At 59.2% G+C, this 16,796-nt stretch carries 11 protein-coding genes; all 11 read right to left on the bottom strand.

What is annotated here, in order from left to right; all coding sequences use genetic code 11:
• Positions 1-2: 2 nt before the first annotated feature.
• A complete protein-coding gene (locus B1757_RS14490) occupies positions 3-2,732 on the bottom strand; it encodes a DEAD/DEAH box helicase family protein (RefSeq protein ID WP_101538996.1) in 2,730 nt (909 codons plus the stop codon).
• Positions 2,729-3,808: a PDDEXK nuclease domain-containing protein gene (locus tag B1757_RS14485; RefSeq protein WP_101538995.1), complete on the bottom strand. Its 1,080-nt coding sequence runs from the start codon at positions 3,806-3,808 to the stop codon at positions 2,729-2,731. Before B1757_RS14485 ends, B1757_RS14490 begins: the two co-directional genes overlap by 4 nt.
• Positions 3,801-5,498 (bottom strand): site-specific DNA-methyltransferase, encoded by a 1,698-nt coding sequence (locus tag B1757_RS14480; protein ID WP_101538994.1) that lies wholly within the window; start codon positions 5,496-5,498, stop codon positions 3,801-3,803. The genes B1757_RS14485 and B1757_RS14480 overlap by 8 nt, the downstream gene beginning before the upstream one ends.
• On the bottom strand, positions 5,495-7,582 hold the full coding sequence (locus B1757_RS14475) for an ATP-binding protein (protein ID WP_101538993.1): 2,088 nt from the start codon (positions 7,580-7,582) through the stop codon (positions 5,495-5,497). Before B1757_RS14475 ends, B1757_RS14480 begins: the two co-directional genes overlap by 4 nt.
• Entirely contained in the window at positions 7,579-8,958 is a 1,380-nt protein-coding gene (locus B1757_RS14470) for an SIR2 family protein (RefSeq protein ID WP_253253886.1), read from the bottom strand. Before B1757_RS14470 ends, B1757_RS14475 begins: the two co-directional genes overlap by 4 nt.
• Positions 8,959-8,969: 11 nt before the next feature.
• Complete coding sequence (locus B1757_RS15875) at positions 8,970-9,065, bottom strand: DUF1016 domain-containing protein (protein ID WP_253253885.1); 96 nt, start codon at positions 9,063-9,065, stop codon at positions 8,970-8,972.
• Positions 9,066-9,252: 187 nt separating this feature from the next.
• Complete coding sequence (glcF, locus tag B1757_RS14465) at positions 9,253-10,551, bottom strand: glycolate oxidase subunit GlcF (protein WP_101538992.1); 1,299 nt, start codon at positions 10,549-10,551, stop codon at positions 9,253-9,255.
• Between the two features lie 8 nt (positions 10,552-10,559).
• Positions 10,560-11,666, bottom strand: coding sequence for a glycolate oxidase subunit GlcE (glcE, locus tag B1757_RS14460; protein WP_101538991.1), 1,107 nt, complete (start codon positions 11,664-11,666; stop codon positions 10,560-10,562).
• Entirely contained in the window at positions 11,620-13,092 is a 1,473-nt protein-coding gene (locus B1757_RS14455; RefSeq protein WP_101538990.1) for an FAD-linked oxidase C-terminal domain-containing protein, read from the bottom strand. The genes glcE and B1757_RS14455 overlap by 47 nt, the downstream gene beginning before the upstream one ends.
• Before the next feature lie 11 nt (positions 13,093-13,103).
• Positions 13,104-14,444, bottom strand: a complete 1,341-nt coding sequence (locus B1757_RS14450; protein ID WP_253253884.1) for a four-carbon acid sugar kinase family protein — start codon at positions 14,442-14,444, stop codon at positions 13,104-13,106.
• Positions 14,434-16,653 carry a phosphoketolase family protein gene (locus tag B1757_RS14445; RefSeq protein ID WP_101538988.1) on the bottom strand — a complete coding sequence of 740 codons (2,220 nt, stop codon included), beginning with the start codon at positions 16,651-16,653 and terminating at the stop codon, positions 14,434-14,436. The genes B1757_RS14450 and B1757_RS14445 overlap by 11 nt, the downstream gene beginning before the upstream one ends.
• Positions 16,654-16,796: the final 143 nt, after the last annotated feature.

The following is a 16,796-nucleotide window of genomic DNA, read 5'->3' as shown; positions in this document are numbered from 1 at the left end:
GATTAGCCAGTAATTTCAAAACGCGAGAAGTCGGCGAGCTGCTTTGATTCTGTGACTTCGTCATGGGGTACCAGCAAGTACTTCCAGGGCTTGCCGCCGACGCGCTTCGCATAGCCTGAGGCGTGTCGGCACCACTGCAAGGCGGCAGCGGCCTTGGCCTTCACTTCATCGGTTTTCAGGTCGTTCCGCGCCTTGGTTTCCACCATGAAAATCACCGCGTCGGTTTCGGCCACGAAGTCGGGGATGTATTCCGGCTGCTCAGTGCCTAGTTTGTAGTAGACCTGGAATTGCCCCTTCGCGGGCTTGAACCACTTCAGGGCGTCGCGCTCCAGGATGACAGCGAAGCGCCGTTCGGTATCCGAGTCGAACTTCTGCAGCGGGTACAGGCAGCGTGTGAATCCGCCGAAGAGCATCTGCTTGATGCGGCCTACTTCCTCCACCGTTTCGCGGAAGTGACGCGGGGCTTGCCCTGCTGTCGCTGTGTAGTTACAGGGTTTGAGCTCCGTGAAACCGCGACTGATCTGCACCTCGTACTCAGTCGCCTTCTCGAAGAAGTGGGCTATCATCTGCGCGTGGATTTCCCTGGCGATGGTTTTGCGTTGGCCGTCCAGTACGTTGAGTGCATCGGCTTCGGACAGGTAGCTTTGCAGGTGCTTCACCATCTGACCAGCGAGGTCGTAGAGCAGATCAGCGTGGGTGAAGTAGTCGATATCGTCGAAATCCACAAGGGTGTGGACGAGGTAGTCCTCCGGACGCTGTTCCTTCAGGCCGATTTCCGCCGCCAGGGTGAACTGCTCATTGCTGCGCAGCATCTGGCCGACGATCTCGCGGCTCCCCGGCTGAAGATGGAGCTGGCTCACGTCCAGCGTGAAGGGTTGGAAACCCGTCGTGACCTCGCCCTTGGGCACCACCGCGATGCGCGGGATGTCGATGCTCTGCTGCACCACGATCTCGGTAGTCTTCGCCACCACGGCGGACAAGTCCAGCGCGGGAGCGGATTCATCCACGCCCGCCAGCAATTGGCCCTGCAGCGGCCTCATCCGCTCGGTCACTTCCGCGAGGAGCGCCGATTGCAGTTCGGGTTTGAGCAGCGCACTGCGCGTGGGTGCCAAAGCGCATCGTATTTCATACTGGTCGATGACTTCCATGACCATACGCGCGGCCTGCTTTTCCGCATCGGTGGTGAAGACCGGGGCTAGCGTTGGCGTGACAGCACCGCCATTGGCGGCTGCCGATGCCGCCGGATTGAGCGCAGGCGCGTCATCCGTCAGCCCGAGGCGGTATGCTGCGTCCGAATCGACCTGTACGCTGACCTTGTTGTCGGAGGCAGTGGGCGCATCGAGGATGACCTGCTGCAGCCGAATCGGCGAGTCGCCACGGTTGGCCTCGTCGATGATCTCCTGAAATTTGTCGTGGGCGACGATGTTCAGGCGATCCACCGCTGCGACACCCGTGCGCTTGCCGTAAGGCAGACGCAGGCCGCGCCCGATGGACTGCTCGATCAACGTGCGGGCATTGGCGGCGCGCAACGGCACGATGGTGTAGAGATTGGTCACGTCCCAGCCTTCCTTGAGCATATTGACGTGAATCACGATTTCCGTGGGCTCTTCCAGACTCTCCACGGCCAGCAGGCGCGTGATCATGGCTTCTTCTTCCGCACCTCTGCGACTGGAATCCACCTGGATCACCTTGCCGGCATAGCGCCCTTCGTAAAACGCTGGTGATTCCAGAAGGGCCAAAAGTTGCCCGGCATGGCTGGTATCGCGGGCAATGACCAGCATAAATGGCTTCACCTGCTGAACCCCATTCTCGCGAGCATAGGTCATTAGCTCCACCTTGGTGCTTTCATGCAGGCGTACGCCATCTTCCAGCTTGATCTTCTCGACTTCCTCCAGCGTGTGGTCGCTGGCCTTGAAGTTTCTTTGTGTCACCACCGCCGGCTCCTTGACGAAGCCATCCTCCATCGCCCGCGCCAACGGGTAATCCATCACCACGTTCCTGAACGGCACCGGCCCACGACTGGATTCCACGAAGGGCGTCGCCGTCAGCTCCAGTCCGAACAGCGGCTTGAGTTCGTTGATGGCGCGCACGCCCGCGCTGGCGCGATAACGGTGCGATTCATCCATCAGCAGCACTAGGTCGGGCAGGTTGGCGAGATAGTTGAAGTAACTATCCCCCAACACCTCACGCATGCGCTTGATGCGCGGCTCCTTGCCGCCGCGCACCTCGGAATTGACCTTGGAGATGTTGAAGATGTTGATGCGAACTTCACTGAACAACTCCCCGGTAGACGGGGTTTGCTGATCGTAGTTATCGCCAGTAATCACACGGGGAGAGTTGATGGCGAACTCGCCAATGCCCTTGAATACATACTTCGACGTATTGGGCGTGAAATCCGTGATGAGCTTGTTGTAAATGGTCAGGTTCGGCGCCAGCACGAAAAAATTGTTGATGCCATGCGCTAGATGCAGGTAGGCGACAAAGGCGCCCATCAGCCGCGTCTTGCCCACACCGGTGGCCAAGGCAAAGCACAGCGAGGGGAAGTCGCGCTCGAAATCTTCAAGTGTCGGAAACTCGGCCTTCAGCGTGGCGAGCACCGTCGCCACGTCCTTGCCGTGCTCCAGCAGTTTCGGCGCGGCATCCAGCGCCTGCTTCAGCTTTGCCAGCGATTCCGCCTGCGGCGGGCGCAGCGACAGGCGGCCCGTGATATGGTTCTGCACGCGGGCGCTCATGCTTCGCTCTCCTGATCATCCACGCCAGTTGTTCGAAAATCCTGGACAATGGGCTCTTCAGCCAACTCACTCTCCAGTTCCTCCACCGTGGGCAGACTGGTTGCCAGCGGTTCCGGCAAGGCGCGCACCAGTTCGTATTCCGCTACCCCGATGGGTTTGTCAATGCCCGAGAGCGCATATTCGGCCACCAGCCGGTCTTGTGTCTTGCACAGCAGCAGACCGATGGTGGGTTTGTCGTCGGGTGCTTTCACCTGCCGGTCCACTGCGGTCAGGTAGAAATTCAGTTGCCCCGCTTGTTCCGGTTTTAACTCTGTGGCCTTCAGCTCCACCACCACATAGCACTTGAGCCGCGTGTGATAGAACAACAAGTCGATGAAGAACTCCTTGTCGCTGACCTCCAAGCGATATTGCTGCCCGACAAAAGCGAAGCCGCTGCCGAGTTCCAGCAGGAAGCGGGTGATGTGCCGCACCAGCGCGTTTTCGATGTCGCGTTCCTGCGCTTCGTCGCCCAGCCCCAGAAAGTCGAACAGGTAGGGATCTTTCAGCGTTTCATGCGCCAGTTGCGAATGCGGTGCTGGCAGGCGGGTTTCAAAATTGGTCACCGCGTTGCCCTGACGCTCGTGCAGACGGTTACGGATATTCAGTTCCAGCGTCACGCGCGACCAACCCTCGGTGACGGCTCTCCGGGCATACCATTCACGGGTGGGATCGTCTTTCAGGCGGGTCATCAGCACGACGATGTGGAACCAGGGCAATTGTCCAGCAAGCTGCTGGACAAATTGCTCGTCCGGCCAAGCCTCGGCAAAGGCCCGCATATAGAGCAGGTTGGCGCGGGAAAACCCCTTCATCTCCGGGAAGGCCGCACGCAAATCGCGCGCCAGACGCTCGATCACCTTGCTGCCCCAACCCTGCGCCACCTGCCGCTGCAGAATGTCGCGGCCGATCTGCCAATACAGCCGGATCAGCTCCGCATTGGCCGCCAGTGCCGCCCGCTGGCGGGCGGCCGCCACGCGCGTCTTGATGTCAGCCAACCAGTCGGCATAGCCGGGTGGGATGGCAGTGATCTTCTTACTCATGGTCGTCCTCCCCATCGCCAAACAGGTCGGCCGTGCCGCCCGCCTTTCTCCCTCTCCCTCCGGGAGAGGGCCGGGGTGAGGGTGCTTCCGGCCGCGCTATCGGCTCCTCGAACATGGGAAGCGACGCCACATTCAGGCTGTAGTCGTCGTGCCCCCACTCGCAGCGGGCCAGCACCATTTTCGGAATCTTCTTCAGCGTCAGGTTAGGCCAGCGCTCTGTCGCTCTGGACGCCGTGACTCCGTGGAAAGCGGCGCAGCACACCAGCAGGCTGCTTTCGCTGCCTACCTCATCGGCCAGCGCCTGCAATTGCTCGGCAGACAGGTTCTGCGTGGTGACATAGAGGAAATCGTGCTCGCTGGAGTGGCCGTGCTGCCACCAGTGGGTTTCCGACGGCGCGTAGTGGAACCCCTCCAGCTTGGCTAACGCCTCGGCCAACATCGCCGCGTTGTATTCGGGGTTGATAACCGCGTTGCCCCAGCGGTCGTTGACGATCAGCGTCGGCGCGAGCCGGTAATAGCGAAAACCGCCGCCGCCCTGCCAGTTCACCGCCTTGGAAATACCGCCGGGATCTTCGCCGTCGATGACCTTTTTCAGGCGCGGAATGATGTGGGTATGGCAGTGCTCGCCCAGTTCCACCATGATCCAGCGCCGGCCCATCTTGTGCGCCACCGCGCCGGTGGTGCCGGAACCGGCGAAGGAATCGAGGACGAGGTCGTTGGGGTTGGTGGCGATTTCGAGGATGCGCTTTAGGAGTCTTTCAGGCTTGGGGGTACTAAACGCATCTTCAGCACCAAATAACTGAATGACCTCCTTTTTGGCTTCTTGGTTATGACCGACCTCAGAGTTTGACCACCAAGTCCAAGCACTTACACCCTCTGCAGCACAGAGATAGTTTTTAACTCTCGGTCGTGCCGTGCCGTCTTTGCCAAACCACATTCGACCGGCGGCAAGCAATTTCTTGTACTCTGACTCGATGTTAGACCAGCAGCGGCCAGGAGGAGGCTCAAACTCAACCCCAGCCGGTGACATTAATTTGTACATTTGATTTGGGCGCCAGCCCTGAGCGGTGAAGTCCGTAGACGCCCAAGGGCCTTTAGGATCGTTATCTGGGTTTTTGAAATTTTTTGCTTGATCTTCAGTCAGTGCCAGCTTGTTGAATTGCAGTTTTTGAACGGATGGCCCGTAGACAAGAATATGGTCGTGTGCCGCGCCAAGCTGCAACCTTGCCTCCGGCGAAGTACGCTTTTGCCAAAGTACATTTGCGACAAAGCTCGCCCGCCCAAACACTTCATCGCACAACACCTTCAAATAATGCGCCTCGTTGTCATCGATGGTGATCCACAGCGACCCATCCTCCGCCAGTAGCCGCCGGATGATCACCAGCCGGTCGCGCATCAGCCCCAGCCAGATCGAGTGCTCCAGCCCGTCGTCGTAATGCGTGAACGCGCTGCCGGTGTTGTACGGTGGGTCGATGAACACGCACTTCACCTTGCCGGTGAATTCCTGCTCCAAGGCTTTCAACGCCAACAGGTTGTCGCCAAAGATCAGTCGGTTGTCGAAAATATCGTTGTCCGACACGCGATGCCTGGCGTGATACGACATCGAAGGGTCTTCGAGCATAATGCGCGGCTCCAGCTTGGGACGCTTCTCCTTGCCGATCCAGGTGAGTTCGAGTTTTTGTTTGCTCATTCCTGATCTTCTGCCTCATCGTTCGTTTGCGGCTGGACAGCACCGTATTGCTGCCAGTCGTCGGCAATGGCTTTCCAGTCCACTGCTCTTTCGACTTCTCCCGACCAGACTTTCCAATAGCCCGGGTCATGCGATTTGGGTTGCTGCTGCTCTGGCAATGCGTTCATCTGCACCAGCACAGGCAATTCGGAAGCCCAGCCAAGCAGGATGGCCTGACGCGCGGGCAGTGAGGGCAGGTCACGCAGCAGGCCGCGCAGGTTGTCGGGCACGAGCTTGTGCACCAGTTCCTGATCGCGGTCGTTGCTGATGCGATGGAGCAGGAAGCTGTTGCACTGTGACAGCACGGTGGGCGAAAGCTCGCTCGGGCGCTGCGAGGAAAGCACCAGCCCCAGCCCGAACTTTCGCCCCTCGCGAGCAATTTTCTCGAACACTTGGCAACAGATTGCAGCCGCGTTTTGGTTCTCGGCGTCTTCGCTGTAGCGCTTGATGAAGGTGTGCGCCTCTTCCATGACCAGCACGGTGGGCAGCACTTGGCCCTGATGCAGCTTGCGGTAGCGTTGCAGCGCTTCCAGCGTCATGCGGGCAATAACCGCAGTGATGATGTGCACTACTTCGGCAGGCACCAGTGACAAGTCGATAATGGTGATGGAGCCGTTCGATGCCTGGTCATCGCCGATGTAGTTCCGCAGCCAATCATCGAGCGAGCAGGCTTCGCCCGTGCCGGAAACAATCTTCATACGGCTGTCCGACAACAGAGTGCGGATGCGCATCAGCATGGTTTCGACATACTCGGAAACCCCAACGAGTTCTGCCGTTGCCTCAACGCTGCGCAAGAGTTGATTGCCTTCGAATGGCCTTGGCACATCGGCATCAATGGGCAACACTTCCGTGTCGCTGCCGCCGAAGATTGTATGTGCCTGACTAACCTGGGTTAACAGATCGTTGATTTCCTGTAGGGTAAATACTTGTGGCCAATCTCCCTGATGTCCTGCAAGTAACTGCGTGAAGTGCTGGCGCAGCTCATTGAGTGCAGTCGCTTCCAGATTGCTGAATGAATCGCTATTTTCTAAACCTTCTTTCCAACTAATCAGCCGATCACGAAATCCTTTTGCTTGACCAGAGCCCTTCCATGGGTTGCCGGAACTGCGTTCCACTTGAATGGCTGATACAAGGGTGCGTAGATACCTACGCATGTCATGGCTAGGCGTAGCAGCATTTAGCGCACCATCACGGACCGACCGCAGTGCCTGTACGAGTGTCGGCCGTTGAGTTTTGGCACTCGCCTGTGTAAATGCCGCCCACTCCGCGCTGTTCCAGAACCATAGCGGAACTTGCAACTGTGCCATGCCCTCGTCCGGATCGACTGCATACACCCGCACTTTGCCCATGTCGCGGAAGGTATGGGCATATTCTCCATTGGGGTCGAGCACGATGAAGCGAGCATTCGGGTCCGAGCTCTTCGACTTGCGCGCGGCTTCCAGCGACCAGCGAATCAATCCCGCTACCGAGCAGGATTTGCCGCTGCCCGTATTGCCCAGCACTGCCAGATGCCGCCCGAACAGCCGGTCGGGGTCGATCATGACTTTCGCATTGGCGGCCAGCGGGCTGGTGCCGATCGGCACGCGCCGGTTGTCGCCGGACTCGACGATGGCGCGCAGTTGGGATTCGGTGGGCAGCAGCACCGGGTCGCCGACGCTGGGATAGCTGCCTACGCCACGGCGAAAGCTGAATGACTCCTGCCCTTGCGCATTCTTACCGCCGTATCCAAGCACACCCAGAGGGTTGAGGCTCATTTTGCGCAGCGGGTAAGGCAAGTCCACAAGGCCGAAGTCCTGCATTCCTTTGCGTTTGGGGTATTGCGAACGCTCGATGGTGATCCATTCCACCTGAGCGACCAAGTGCCCCTCGTCGCTGGGGATCAGCACATAGCCATTGATGCGCGGAAACGAGCGAGGCGTACCGGTATTGAGCGCCACCCCATCGGGCGCTTCGATGTCCAGCAGCACCTTGATTTCATCCGGAGAGACGAAGTCGATGGTGCCAATGCGTAGGGAGTCGGCATATGCCAGTGGTGACATGCTCATGCCAGATCACTCCCATCGAAGGCGTTAGCCTCCGCGGCGGGATGCCTGGCAGGCGGTAGCTCTGTCCCCATTCGTTGCTTGAGCAGTTCGCTCATGCGCGAGGTGGCCTTATCTATGGCGGCTTTGGGCAGGAAATTCTCGGTGAGCTCGGTTAGGTCGGAAAGATCGGGGCCGACAAGCAGACTCACCTGCGAGCTGCGCTCCTCGACCAACGGCAGAATCCGCCCATAGGTATCGCTGCGCGAGATGATGACCAAGTGGGTGGATGGGATGGTGAGCATGTCGCGGATCACGCGGTTAATGTGCTCATCTCCGAAGCCATAGCCGTAGGTCACCAATGTGCTGTTCGGACGGCAAACGGCGGCAGCCAGGTCGCGGAACAGCTCGACATAGGGATAGTCGGCGGTTTCCCTGTCCTTGGCGGCGTTGGGGTAGATCATGAGTTCATGCGGCGTTGCGCCCTGTAAACCGGGTGCTTGCAGATAAGGCTGCACGTCTGTGGCGCCAAACGGCAGGCCGATACGCCGAATGTCGGTACCAGCCTGCACCCAGTCCACTGAGCCATGCAGTTTGGTGAACCGCGCCACACCTTCGAGATAACGCGGTTCACCGCGAATGCCAGGCGGGTTGTAGTGCATGTCCAGATCGAGCCGGGATGACCGAAAGATGGGCATCAGGTTGCCGAGAAAGCGATCCAGCAGATGCAGGCCAGCCAGCTCCGCCCCGGCCTCGATCAGCCGGTCGTAGTTGGTGGTGAAAATATTTAGGCGATCGCGCATCCCGGTGCGGCTGGCAAAGCTCATCAAGAAGGTGACAAGAGCACTGAACGCCTTGTCTCGGTTTTCCTGTCCGGCCGTGACAATACTGGTTTCACTTTCCAGAATCTTCTGGGCAAAGGATTCCATGCACTTGGAAAGCTCCTTCGCAAGAGAGTTGGCTTTGTCTTGCTCGCCGAGGATTTCCAACCCACGCAATAATTCGTTGGCAACACGCAGTTGATCTTCCAGATTGCCCTTATTGCGCCCGGCCGCTTTCGCTGCTTTCTCTGCGGCTTGATCGATTTCGGCCCGGTGATTGCTCAGAGTCAGGGCGCTCATGCCAGCGGCGCCTTTCCCGCAGGCAAGGTAATGCACCGCATGGGTCAGCCCGGAGCCGGCCAGTAGCGAAAGGTGCTCAGACTGGAACAGTGCGGTGAGCCAAGGCTCGATCCGACCGCGCAGTTCCTTCGGACCAAATTCTTTATCTGCCCACGAGCACTCGATACCATCGCAAATCTTGAACCTGCCGTCTTCGCCCTCTTTTTCAAAACGCACTGGCTGATGGTCATCACGAACCTTCAATATGTTGGCGGGCATTTTCTCGGCCTTGTCTGACATTATTTCAACTCCTATTCCACGGTAAACAGGGTGCGCTCCTCGACCTGCTGCTGGCCGGCGACGAAGGCAAAGCCCAATTCCAGCAGGAAGCTTTGCAGATAGTCCATGATAGCCTGCTCCAGATCACCTTCCAGGAAGCGGCTGGCGTTCAGATTCAGAAGATCCTACACATAGGGATCGTGCAGAAAGTCTTTCGCTGTTTCGGCCCGGGGGGGCGGTTTGCTCCCTTGCTTCGGCTTCGACGACGGCCTTTATCCTTGCTGGCGAGCAGGCGCTTATATTTCGTTACAACCTTCAAGTCTTCTCAGGCAACAACGCCTCCGCCAGCAATTCCAGCCAATGCCGCACCGGTAAATCGGTGCCGCCTTGCAAATGGAGCTGGCAGCCAATATTGGCAGTGGCAATGGAGCAGGGTTGTCCCTGTTGGAGGGCATCCAGTTTTTGTTGACGCAGTTGCCGGGATAATTCCGGCTGTAAAATAGAATAAGTACCCGCCGAGCCGCAGCAGAGGTGCCCATCGGCCACTGCGGTCAATGTATACCCCGCCCGTTGCAAGAGTTTTTCGACACTGCCCTGCACGCGCTGGGCATGCTGGAGTGAACAAGGGGCATGAAAGGCCAGGGTTCCGCGCTCTTGATGCTCCAGGGGCAACTGCTGCAGATGCTCCAGCAACCATTCGCTGGGATCCCGTGCCAGTGCTGCTACCTGCCGGGCCTTTTCGGCATAATCAGGGTCCTCTTGCAGGGCCTCTCCATATTCCTTGACCATGCTGCCGCAGCCGCTGGCACTGACCAGAATGGCCTCGGCGCCGGCCGCAATATAGGGCCACCAGGCATCAATATTGCGGCGCATGTAATCATGGGCCTCGGTACGGGCGTTGAGGTGCAGGCTCAGGGCTCCACAGCAGCCCGCTTCCGGGGGCGTGGTCATGACATAACCCAGCCGGTCGAGAATCTGCTCCAGCGCGACTCCGGTTTGCGGCGTCAGCACACTTTGTACGCAACCAGCAAGGGCAATTACGCTGGGCTGCCGTACCGGCGCAGCCGTGAGAGATTCTGTGGCCGCGAACGCTTCTGCCGGAACCGTCGCTGCCGAAACCGCTGCCGGGGCAGAAACCGGTGCTATACGGGGCAAGTCCGGGACCTTACGGGCCAGCGCTTCGGGCAGAAAGGGTTTGAACAGGTTGCCCAACTGCAAGGCCAGCCGAAAGCGCTCTGGATGGGGAATGACGGCACGCAGTACGGAACGCTGCAGTTGCTCCAAGGCCGGACGCGAAATATCTTTTTCCAGTTGTTCGCGGCCAATTTCCGCCAGCCGGGCGTAGCGTACGCCCGAGGGACAGGTACTCTCACAGGCGCGGCAGGTCAGACAGCGATCCAGATGCTTCAGGCTTTCATGGCTGGCCGGAGCCCCGCCCAAAAACTCCTTGATGAGGTAAATACGGCCACGCGGACCATCCAGCTCGTCACCCAGTAGCTGATAGGTCGGACATGTGGCCGTACAAAACCCGCAATGCACGCAACTGCGGAGAATGGCGTCGGCTTCAGCCATTTCGGCAGTATTCTCAAAACGCGGAGCGATACGGGTTTGCATGGGCGTCTCTACAGGGCAGCGTACAGGCGGCCGGGATTCAAAATGCCGCGTGGATCAAAGGCCTTTTTCAGGCGTTGCTGCAGCGCCAGCAAGTGCGGGGACAGGGGATGGAAGACTTCACCGCTGCCATCCCCACCACGAAACAGGGTGGCGTGTCCGCCGTGTTTTGCCGCCAGCGCTTGCAAGGCTTCGGCATCCTGATGGCCGCGCAGCCAGCGTTGCCCGCCGCCCCATTCAATGAGAGTGGCTTCCGGCAGGGGCAGCGGTGGGCTGGCCGGAGCTACCGCCAGACGCCAGAGGGGAGCATCGCCCTGAAAAAATTCATGCCGATGCTCCCGCAAATCCGTCCAGAATGCGTCTGCGCCGGTGAGTATTTCTCCACCGATTTTGCGACCTGCGGCCTCCACCGCCTTGGTCGCTCCCGAAAGGCGTAAATATAAGTAGTTGTCATACCAGGCACTGGCCGACACCGGCAGGGGCTGAGCAGCCCATTGATTCATCTGGTCAATAGCCGCAGCCATGGGAAGCTCCTGCACCAGGGTCAGCTCCTGTTCCGGACGCGGCAGAACTTTGAGGGTGACCTCCAGAAGAACGCCCAGGGTCCCCAAGGAACCTACCAGTAGGCGGGAAACATCATAGCCCGCCACATTTTTCATGACCTGTCCGCCAAAACGCAGGATTTCACCCTGTCCATTCAGCAGCTGCACTCCCAGCACATAATCCCGGGCGGAACCGGCGTAAGGTCGGCGTGGCCCGGAGAAACCGCAGGCCAGGGTCCCGCCAATGGTGGCCTCTGTTCCGAAAAAAGGCGGCTCAAAAGGCAACATCTGTCCGGCTTCAGCTAACTGTTCCTGGAGGTTTTGCAGGGTGGTGCCGGCACGCAGGGTGATAAATAATTCACTGGGCTCGTAATCCACTACCCCCTGATGTGCTCGCATCCGCAGAGGCTCGCCGTGACGAACGCTGCGGCCGTAAAAATGCTTGCTGCCAGATCCTTGAATATGGAGGGCACGCGACTGGGCGTAGGCCTCGCGGACCTGTTCCTGCAAGATCACGCTCTGGTCCATATCAAAAGCGCTCCAGCTCGGGAAAGGGCAACTGGCCGTGGTGGACATGCATGGCCCCCAGTTCTGCGCAGCGATGCAGGCTGGGGACGGCCTTGCCCGGATTCAGCCGTCCTTCGGGATCAAAAGCCGCCTTGATGCGATGCAACTGGGCCAGCTCGGCTGGCGTAAACTGGGCACACATGCTGTCCAGTTTTTCGACGCCGACGCCGTGTTCTCCGGTAATGCTGCCCCCCACTGCCACACAAAGTTCCAGAATACCCTGGCCGAAGGCTTCTGCCGCCTGTAACTGACTCTCGATATTGGCGTCATAGAGAATCAGGGGATGCAGGTTGCCATCTCCGGCATGAAACACATTGGCCACCTGTAACCCATATTCCGCAGACCAGGCGGCGATTTGTTCCAGCACCTCCGCCAGACGTTTGCGCGGGATGGTCCCATCCATGCAGTAATAATCCGGCGCCAGGCGCCCCACTGCCGGAAAAGCAGCCTTGCGGCCCTTCCAGAGCAGCAACCGGGTTTCAGCATCTCTGGCGATGCGGATACTGCCGGCCCCATGCTGCTCTAGCAGATTTTCGACAGCGTGGAGTCGCACCTGCAGTTCCGCCTCGCTCCCATCCAGTTCGCAGAGCAAAATGGCAGCCGCATCGCGGGGATAACCGGCATGGACAAAATCCTCGGCCGCCGCAATGGCCAACTGATCCATCATTTCCAGGCCCGCAGGGATAATCCCTGCCGCAATAATGGCACTCACCGCATCTGCCGCAGCCCCCACACTGGGAAAAGCCGCCAGGATCACCAGGGTATTTTCCGGAATTGGCAACAAGCGCAGCGTGCATTCGGTGACCACGCCCAGCAAACCCTCCGAGCCCATCATCAGTGCCAGCAGATCGTAGCCGGGACTGTCCGGGGCTTGGCTGCCGATGTGCAGCAGCTCGCCGGAGGCATCCAGGACTTCCAGAGCCAACACGTTGTGGACCGTCAAGCCGTATTTCAGACAATGCACTCCCCCGGAGTTTTCCGCCACATTACCACCAATGGTACAGGCGATCTGGGAGGAAGGGTCCGGGGCATAGTACAAACCCAGGGGGCGCACCGCCTCACTGATGGCCAGATTGCGCATTCCCGGCTGCACCTGAGCAGTACGATTGCGGGTATCCACCGCGAGCATCTGCTTGAGTCGCGCCAGGGACAGGACGATGGCTCCGGCATTGGGACGCGCGCCACCGGAGAGGCCGGTCCCTGCCCCCCGGGGCACCACCCCTATCCCGAATTGCTCACAGACTTTCAGCACCGCCTGCACTTGTTCGCGGTTGTGGGGCAAAGCCACCGCCAGAGGCAACGCCTTGAGGACAGAAAGACCATCGCACTCGTAGGGATGCAGATCTTCTTCGTGAATGAGGAGGGCATCGTCGGGCAGTGCGGCGCGCAGGGCATCGAGAAATGCGTCCTGCCCTGAACCGCCATCGCCCGCCATAGCCGGTGCCTTCAATGACCGCGCAGGCGTTGCCGGGCCACCGCCAGACTTTCGACATCGCCCACATTGCCGGGGAAAATGACCACGGGCAGATCCGGATAGCGGGGATGATCTGGAGGGCAGCACACCACCGAACAACCGGGCAGAATCTGCCCCATCACCCGCGCCTTGCGCAAAGCCAATCCACTACTCAATACATCATTGGAGGTGATGCCCCCCTTGCTGATGAGAAAGCCGATGTCTTCGGGCAGTCCCTGCAATACCTTCATGAGAAAGGCCGACACGCTCTCACCAAAAGCCAGACGCGCCGCCTGATCGGAAAACTGGCGTTCGCTGCGACTGGTAAATATCACCAGATCCCGGCCTTGGTCGTGGATTTTGGCGGCCTGCTCCAGCAAGCGCGATAGCTGCCTGATGCCGGCCTCGCCACTACAGGCATCCACGTCCACCTCCAGCCCTTCCAGACCCGGTTCCTCCAGCAAGCGTTTGAGCTGCTCGGTACTTTTACGCACATGGGAACCTACCAGGATAGCTCCCGCCTTGTCCCCGCGTCGCAGTTGCACCATGTTTTCGGCAGACACCGGCTGGGGTGGCAAATCGGCCAGGGCCGTCAACAAACTGGCGGCACTGCGGAATAGAAACCGCTTGCCCTGCCCGGCAGCCGCCCGTAAATCCCGGGCAAAAGCCTGCAAATCCGCAGGCTCGACGGCGTCCACGACCACACAGGCATTATTTTCCAGAGCCAACAGGCGCGGCAGACAACCGGCACGCAGATCTTCCAGGGTAAAACGCTGCACTTGTTCAGCCGGGATGCGACCGTGGGTTTTCTCGGCCACATAATCAGGCAGATAACTGTGTTGAAAGGCAAATACCGAATCCCGGGCAAATTCCGTCTCATGGGCCGGGACTTCCACGCCGTTCTGTATCACGTAATGGGTGCTGTCCCGAGTAATGCGGCCCCCTTCAAAAAATGCCGGGACCAGAAAATGGGCATCAAAAGGGCCTAGCTCCTCAGCAATCACATCGGTTTCCACCGGATAGTGACCACGCAGGGTCGAATCGGAACGACTCACCAGCAAGGGTTGCACCTCCTGTCCGGTAAGGGCCAGTCGCTCCAGGGCACTATGCAGATTCCGGCAGATTTCCCGGGTGACCTGTTCGGCACGCGCCGCCGTCATGCCCCGGGTATTGCTCAGTACAAAGAAGAGCGGTGCCGCATCCTCCAGAGCCTCGCGCAGGGTATCGGGATCCCAGCGGGTCAGCAGCAGGCAGGAGTGGACAGTCTGCGAGCCGGTGGGATCATCGTCAATGACGATGATTTTGCCGGGCCGGGCTGCTGGATTAATGCCCACTAAAACCCCGAACCTTGTGGAGAATGGCCTCGGCCGTGATGCCATTGAAAGCCATCAGTTCACCAGCAGTGGCTGTGGTTTCACCGCGCTGCCAGGCCAGGGTATCGCGCTGCGCCGCACGACTGCGCAGGAGCACCGGCTCCAGGGCAGCGGAACTGCCACCACCGATAGTGAGAAGCATATCGCCGGCAAAGAGCTGCTGAAATTCCGCATCTGTCATGAAATTCGTATCAGGCTCGGAGACGGTGTGAGCGGCCACATCCGAGGGCCGATACAACTGCCGGGGATTGATGACACTGACAATGCGCACACCATAACCTTCTTTCTCCAGCACTTCCCGAGCCGCAAATACCGGCAGCAGGACCATATCACCGGTCACAGCCAGGGTCACGGTGCCACGCTTGCCCGCCGATCCTTCGTACAGCACGGCGGCACCCTTACGCACTGCCGTACGGGCCTGGGCCATATCCAGATGCACCGGCAACGGGCTTTTTGAGGCAATGAGGATCATCACCTTGTTGACGCTGTTCACCGCATATTCATAGGCAGCCTGGATGACGTTGGCATCCGTGGGGTAAAGCAGGAATACATTGCCGTTGCGCATTTGCGCGGCAAAGTAGTTTTCGATTTCCGGACGTTGATGGGTCCAGCCGTTGCGCCCCTGTTCCAGTGCCCCTGCCGTGAACATGCAGACGGCAGAGGGCGTGGTACGACGCAGTTCCGCCATGGCCTGGCCTACGGTCTGCATGATCGGCCAGCCGTTGATGGCAAAGGATTCATAGGACAGCCACAGGGAACGACTGCCAAACAGCGCCAGTCCCGCCGCCAGTCCCGCACAGGCATCCTCGTTGAGGGGTTCATAAACCTGCCCGCCCGGCTGCTGGTTGTAGAGGGGGTCTTCCGTGGGGTGACGGATTTTCAGGGCGTCATTGATGTTTTTCATGGCCGAGGCTTCATTCCCATCGGCATTGCTCACCACAAAGCGCCGATCCTGCTGCCCTAGCCAGGCAACCAGAGCACCCATGGCGGTGGCGGGTACCGCCTGTTCGCCGACGGCAAAGTCCTGCAAAGGGAATTCACCCAGGCGGGCGATTTCCAGCACATGCTCAGTGACCGCCGTCTGTGCCGCAGGTCCACCCCCGGCGCGGGAGAAATTGTCGCGGACCAAAGCCCAGGCTTCCGGACTCAATGCGCGTTTTTCCAGGGCCGCCTTGATTTCCGGGGACTCGAAAGTGTCCTTGGGATACAGGTTATGGGATTTGGCTCCGGAAACATGCACCCCGGCACCCTTCAACTGTTTCAAAATGAATGCCGTGTGCCGACCCGTCAAAGCACCTTGCGCCGCCTTGGCCGCGCCACTGAGCACAGCCTCCATGAAAGCCATCCGTTGTCCGAAGGAAAAGCGCGTGGAGTCGACATAGGCGCCTTCCTGCCCGGCATCATCATAGTCCTTGGCATCGATCAGGATGACCTCATCAAAATCATGGGCTCGCCAGTAGGCCACCATTTCTTCATTGCTCATCAAGGAAACCATGGAATGATGTTCCTGACTGAAGCCGTTCCAGACCAGGATGGGTAGGTAATTGGTCACCTGGGGATAGGCAAAATGGAAATGTTTCATGGAACTCAGCACATAGGGCTCACCAAAACCGCCATCACCGATGGTCACCGGAAACAGGGTGCCCGGATGCAGCAGTGCGCCAGCCATGGCAAAGTGCTGCCCCTGTCCCAGCGGTCCGGCGGGCGCCAGCAGACCCGGGATGGCACCGGACAGATGACCGAGCAGGCCATGCTGTTCGCGGAAACGCGCCATCATGTCGTTCATGTTGTGAATGCCCATGGCTTCGAGGGAGCTGTCGAGGAACATGGCACTGTAAAAGCCCGGAGCATGATGCCCAACTTCAGTGACAATGTTGGTATGCCCGAGCATGACCATGGCGGCATAGGCCTCGGCACTGGAAGCAAAGCCTCCCGGGTGACCGGAAGACTTGGCCGTACATACTTGCAAGGTACAGTAGCGCAGGGCATCCGCCAGCAGCAGCGACTGATATACGGCTTCCCGAGCCTGAGGATTGGTAACGCCCTTCTGACCCGCAGCAATGGCCGATGCTTTGCCATACTGATCAAAATCCGGCCAGTTTTCACCAAAGTAGAGCATCCCCGCACAAAAATCCGGGGCGTTGGCGGGCAAATCCTGTTGCTGGGTCATAACGGCGTTCCTATAGAGATCAAAATTGTTTCCACTCTAAGCAGGATCACTGGAATCCGCAATAGCATTGGCTTTTTGTCTACCCCATTGTTCGACCAGGAAGCGTGCCGATCAACGCCGTTACTGGGCCTTGCCGGATTGCA

It is taken from the genome of Acidithiobacillus marinus (assembly GCF_002847505.1).
Classification (GTDB): domain Bacteria; phylum Pseudomonadota; class Gammaproteobacteria; order Acidithiobacillales; family Acidithiobacillaceae; genus Acidithiobacillus; species Acidithiobacillus marinus.
The sequence above is the reverse complement of the archived record's forward strand: the minus strand, read 5'-3'. Positions and strand labels throughout refer to the sequence as shown.

Bases quoted from the DNA above. Each gene is read 5' to 3' on its own strand.
- B1757_RS14490 (WP_101538996.1), bottom strand. From the start codon at position 2,732: ATGAGCGCCCGCGTGCAGAACCATATCACGGGCCGCCTGTCGCTGCGC.
- B1757_RS14485 (WP_101538995.1), bottom strand. From the start codon at position 3,808: ATGAGTAAGAAGATCACTGCCATCCCACCCGGCTATGCCGACTGGTTG.
- B1757_RS14480 (WP_101538994.1), bottom strand. From the start codon at position 5,498: ATGAGCAAACAAAAACTCGAACTCACCTGGATCGGCAAGGAGAAGCGT.
- B1757_RS14475 (WP_101538993.1), bottom strand. From the start codon at position 7,582: ATGAGCATGTCACCACTGGCATATGCCGACTCCCTACGCATTGGCACC.
- B1757_RS14470 (WP_253253886.1), bottom strand. From the start codon at position 8,958: ATGTCAGACAAGGCCGAGAAAATGCCCGCCAACATATTGAAGGTTCGT.
- B1757_RS15875 (WP_253253885.1), bottom strand. From the start codon at position 9,065: ATGGACTATCTGCAAAGCTTCCTGCTGGAATTGGGCTTTGCCTTCGTC.
- glcF (WP_101538992.1), bottom strand. From the start codon at position 10,551: ATGCAAACCCGTATCGCTCCGCGTTTTGAGAATACTGCCGAAATGGCT.
- glcE (WP_101538991.1), bottom strand. From the start codon at position 11,666: ATGTCCACCACGGCCAGTTGCCCTTTCCCGAGCTGGAGCGCTTTTGAT.
- B1757_RS14455 (WP_101538990.1), bottom strand. From the start codon at position 13,092: ATGGCGGGCGATGGCGGTTCAGGGCAGGACGCATTTCTCGATGCCCTG.
- B1757_RS14445 (WP_101538988.1), bottom strand. From the start codon at position 16,653: ATGACCCAGCAACAGGATTTGCCCGCCAACGCCCCGGATTTTTGTGCG.